General features: G+C 57.9%; 1 protein-coding gene and 2 rRNA genes. 1 reads left to right on the top strand and 2 read right to left on the bottom strand.

Annotation, left to right across the window (positions count from 1 at the left end; genetic code table 11):
* Nucleotides 1-21 precede the first annotated feature (21 nt).
* Nucleotides 22-3,149 (bottom strand): 23S ribosomal RNA (locus PJ985_RS22985).
* A 311-nt stretch (nt 3,150-3,460) separates the two neighbouring features.
* Nucleotides 3,461-4,993: ribosomal RNA gene (locus PJ985_RS22980) — 16S ribosomal RNA — on the bottom strand.
* The 16S and 23S rRNA genes sit together here, the layout of an rRNA operon.
* Here PJ985_RS22980 and PJ985_RS22975 point away from each other — a divergent pair.
* On the top strand, nt 4,993-5,225 hold a 233-nt coding region (locus tag PJ985_RS22975), incomplete at its 3' end, for a hypothetical protein (protein WP_271685818.1). The genes PJ985_RS22980 and PJ985_RS22975 overlap by 1 nt on opposite strands.

Here is a 5,225-nt window from a genome sequence, read left to right as displayed (position 1 = left end):
ACACAGTGGACGCGAGCACCTGAGGACAAGCCCTCGGCCTATTAGTACCAGTCAACTCCACCCCTCACAGGGCTTCCATATCTGGCCTATCAACCCCATCGTCTATAGGGGGCCTTAACCCATCAAGTGGGTGGGAGTCCTCATCTCGAAGCAGGCTTCCCGCTTAGATGCTTTCAGCGGTTATCCCTCCCGAACGTAGCCAACCAGCCATGCCCTTGGCAGGACAACTGGCACACCAGAGGTTCGTCCGTCCCGGTCCTCTCGTACTAGGGACAGCCCTTCTCAAGACTCCTGCGCGCGCAGCGGATAGGGACCGAACTGTCTCACGACGTTCTAAACCCAGCTCGCGTGCCGCTTTAATGGGCGAACAGCCCAACCCTTGGGACCGACTCCAGCCCCAGGATGCGACGAGCCGACATCGAGGTGCCAAACCATCCCGTCGATACGGACTCTTGGGGAAGATCAGCCTGTTATCCCCGGGGTACCTTTTATCCGTTGAGCGACGGCGCTTCCACAAGCCACCGCCGGATCACTAGTCCCGACTTTCGTCCCTGCTCGACCCGTCAGTCTCACAGTCAAGCTCCCTTGTGCACTTACACTCACCACCTGATTACCAACCAGGCTGAGGGAACCTTTGGGCGCCTCCGTTACTCTTTAGGAGGCAACCGCCCCAGTTAAACTACCCACCAGACACTGTCCCTGATCCGGATCACGGACCCAGGTTAGACATCCAGCACGACCAGAGTGGTATTTCAACAACGACTCCACCACCGCTAGCGCGGCAACTTCACAGTCTCCCACCTATCCTACACAAGCCGAACCGAACACCAATATCAAGCTATAGTAAAGGTCCCGGGGTCTTTCCGTCCTGCTGCGCGAAACGAGCATCTTTACTCGTAGTGCAATTTCACCGGGCCTATGGTTGAGACAGTCAAGAAGTCGTTACGCCATTCGTGCAGGTCGGAACTTACCCGACAAGGAATTTCGCTACCTTAGGATGGTTATAGTTACCACCGCCGTTTACTGGCGCTTAAGTTCTCAGCTTCGCTGACCCGAAGGCCAACTAACCGGTCCCCTTAACGTTCCAGCACCGGGCAGGCGTCAGTCCGTATACATCGCCTTACGGCTTCGCACGGACCTGTGTTTTTAGTAAACAGTCGCTTCTCGCTGGTCTCTGCGGCCACACCCAGCTCACACCGCAAGGGTGATCACCAGACATGGCCCCCCTTCTCCCGAAGTTACGGGGGCATTTTGCCGAGTTCCTTAACCATAGTTCACCCGAACGCCTCGGTATTCTCTACCTGACTACCTGAGTCGGTTTAGGGTACGGGCCGCAATGAAACATCGCTAGAGGCTTTTCTCGACAGCATAGGATCATCCACTTCACCACAATCGGCTCGGCATCAGGTCTCACCCACCATGTTGCACGGATTTCCCTGCACAACGGGCTACACCCTTACCCCGGGACAACCACCGCCCGGGCTGGACTACCTTCCTGCGTCACCCCATCACTCACCTACTACAAGTCTGGTTCACCGGCTCCACCACTCCCCCCTCACCCGAAGGCTCAGGAGGCGGCTTCACGGGCTTAGCATCGCCTGATTCAGCGTGGGCGCTCCATCACGGGTACCGGAATATCAACCGGTTATCCATCGACTACGCCTGTCGGCCTCGCCTTAGGACCCGACTTACCCTGGGCAGATCAGCTTGACCCAGGAACCCTTAGTCAATCGGCGCACACGTTTCTCACGTGTGTATCGCTACTCATGCCTGCATTCTCACTCGTGAACCGTCCACAACTACCTTCCGGTGCTGCTTCACCCGGCACACGACGCTCCCCTACCCGTCCCAGCACCCGTTAAGGCACATGCTGAAACGACACGACTTCGGCGGTGTACTTGAGCCCCGCTACATTGTCGGCGCGGAATCACTTGACCAGTGAGCTATTACGCACTCTTTCAAGGATGGCTGCTTCTAAGCCAACCTCCTGGTTGTCTCTGCGACTCCACATCCTTTCCCACTTAGCACACGCTTAGGGGCCTTAGTCGATGCTCTGGGCTGTTTCCCTCTCGACCATGGAGCTTATCCCCCACAGTCTCACTGCCACGCTTCACTTGCCGGCATTCGGAGTTTGGCTAAGGTCAGTAACCCGGTAAGGCCCATCGCCTATCCAGTGCTCTACCTCCGGCAAGAAACACGCAACGCTGCACCTAAATGCATTTCGGGGAGAACCAGCTATCACGGAGTTTGATTGGCCTTTCACCCCTAACCACAGGTCATCCCCCAGATTTTCAACTCTGGTGGGTTCGGGCCTCCACGAAGTCTTACCTCCGCTTCACCCTGCCCATGGCTAGATCACTCCGCTTCGGGTCTTGAGCATGCTACTGAAACGCCCTATTCGGACTCGCTTTCGCTACGGCTCCCCCACACGGGTTAACCTCGCAACATACCGCAAACTCGCAGGCTCATTCTTCAAAAGGCACGCAGTCACGACACAGCAAGAGCAAGCTCTCACTGTGCGACGCTCCCACGGCTTGTAGGCACACGGTTTCAGGTACTATTTCACTCCGCTCCCGCGGTACTTTTCACCATTCCCTCACGGTACTATCCGCTATCGGTCACCAGGGAATATTTAGGCTTAACGGGTGGTCCCGCCAGATTCACACAGGATTTCTCGGGCCCTGTGCTACTTGGGTGGTCCTCAAGTGAGCCGTACAGATTTCAGCTACGGGGGTCTTACCCTCTACGCCGGGCCTTTCGCATGCCCTTCGCCTATCCATACGGTTTCTGACTCACCGGCCGTCCGGCAGAACGACCAAAAGAACTCCCACAACCCCGCATGCGCAACCCCTGCCGGGTATCACACACATACGGTTTAGCCTGATCCAGTTTCGCTCGCCACTACTCCCGGAATCACGGTTGTTTTCTCTTCCTGCGGGTACTGAGATGTTTCACTTCCCCGCGTTCCCTCCACACACCCTATACATTCAGGTGCGGGTGACAGCCCATGACGACTGCCGGGTTTCCCCATTCGGACACCCCCGGATCACAGCTTGGTTGACAGCTCCCCGGGGCCTATCGTGGCCTCCCACGTCCTTCATCGGTTCCTGGTGCCAAGGCATCCACCGTGCGCCCTTAAAAACTTGCCCTACAGATGCTCGCGTCCACTGTGCAGTTCTCAAACAACAACCAGTCACCCAGACACACCCCACCGAAGCAGGACCCACCGGGGGCCGGCACCGAGCAACACCACCACCAAACAACAGCGGCCGTGCCCTCAGACACCCAACAGCGCGCCCACCACACCCCGACCACCCGAACCCGCTTTCCACGCCACCCACCCGAAGGCAGACCACAGTACTCACAGACCCGAACAGGCCAGAATGTGCCGAATAGTCAACGTTCCACCCATGAGCAACCACCCCGGGACATTCGCCCGAAGCTGGCTATTGCTCCTTAGAAAGGAGGTGATCCAGCCGCACCTTCCGGTACGGCTACCTTGTTACGACTTCGTCCCAATCGCCAGTCCCACCTTCGACAGCTCCCTCCCCACAAGGGGGTTGGGCCACCGGCTTCGGGTGTTACCGACTTTCGTGACGTGACGGGCGGTGTGTACAAGGCCCGGGAACGTATTCACCGCAGCAATGCTGATCTGCGATTACTAGCGACTCCGACTTCATGGGGTCGAGTTGCAGACCCCAATCCGAACTGAGACCGGCTTTTTGAGATTCGCTCCACCTCACGGTATCGCAGCTCATTGTACCGGCCATTGTAGCACGTGTGCAGCCCAAGACATAAGGGGCATGATGACTTGACGTCGTCCCCACCTTCCTCCGAGTTGACCCCGGCAGTCTCCCGTGAGTCCCCGGCAGCCCGAAGGCTCCGCTGGCAACACAGGATAAGGGTTGCGCTCGTTGCGGGACTTAACCCAACATCTCACGACACGAGCTGACGACAGCCATGCACCACCTGTACACCGACCACAAGGGGGGCCGTATCTCTACGGCTTTCCGGTGTATGTCAAGCCTTGGTAAGGTTCTTCGCGTTGCGTCGAATTAAGCCACATGCTCCGCCGCTTGTGCGGGCCCCCGTCAATTCCTTTGAGTTTTAGCCTTGCGGCCGTACTCCCCAGGCGGGGCACTTAATGCGTTAGCTGCGGCGCGGACAACGTGGAATGTTGCCCACACCTAGTGCCCACCGTTTACGGCGTGGACTACCAGGGTATCTAATCCTGTTCGCTCCCCACGCTTTCGCTCCTCAGCGTCAGTATCGGCCCAGAGATCCGCCTTCGCCACCGGTGTTCCTCCTGATATCTGCGCATTTCACCGCTACACCAGGAATTCCGATCTCCCCTACCGAACTCTAGCCTGCCCGTATCGACTGCAGACCCGGGGTTAAGCCCCGGGCTTTCACAATCGACGCGACAAACCGCCTACGAGCTCTTTACGCCCAATAATTCCGGACAACGCTTGCACCCTACGTATTACCGCGGCTGCTGGCACGTAGTTAGCCGGTGCTTCTTTTGCAGGTACCGTCACCCGAAGGCTTCTTCCCTACTGAAAGAGGTTTACAACCCGAAGGCCGTCATCCCTCACGCGGCGTCGCTGCATCAGGCTTTCGCCCATTGTGCAATATTCCCCACTGCTGCCTCCCGTAGGAGTCTGGGCCGTGTCTCAGTCCCAGTGTGGCCGGTCGCCCTCTCAGGCCGGCTACCCGTCGTCGCCTTGGTAGGCCATTACCCCACCAACAAGCTGATAGGCCGCGGGTTCATCCTGCACCGCCGGAGCTTTCCACCACCATCGGATGCCCGAAGTGGTCATATCCGGTATTAGACCCAGTTTCCCGGGCTTGTCCCAGAGTGCAGGGCAGATTACCCACGTGTTACTCACCCGTTCGCCACTAATCCACCACCGAAGCGGCTTCATCGTTCGACTTGCATGTGTTAAGCACGCCGCCAGCGTTCGTCCTGAGCCAGGATCAAACTCTCCGTGAATGCTTCAAACCCCGGAAGACCACAGGCCTCCCGAAGACGAACACCACGAGAGCGGCACAGGCAGCCGGAAAATAGCCACCCGTGCACTGCGTCCTCGCTATGTGTTACTACAAAGGAACCTCGCCATCTTCACGATGACGGGGTATCAACATTTGGCGTTGACTTTTGGCACGCTGTTGAGTTCTCAAGGTACGGACGCTTCTTTCGGCTCCCTCTCGGGCTCCTCCAGGCG

Origin of the sequence: Streptomyces sp. ACA25 (genome assembly GCF_028200735.1) — a bacterium.
Taxonomy (GTDB): domain Bacteria; phylum Actinomycetota; class Actinomycetes; order Streptomycetales; family Streptomycetaceae; genus Streptomyces.
This window is presented reverse-complemented; position numbering and strand designations above follow the sequence as displayed.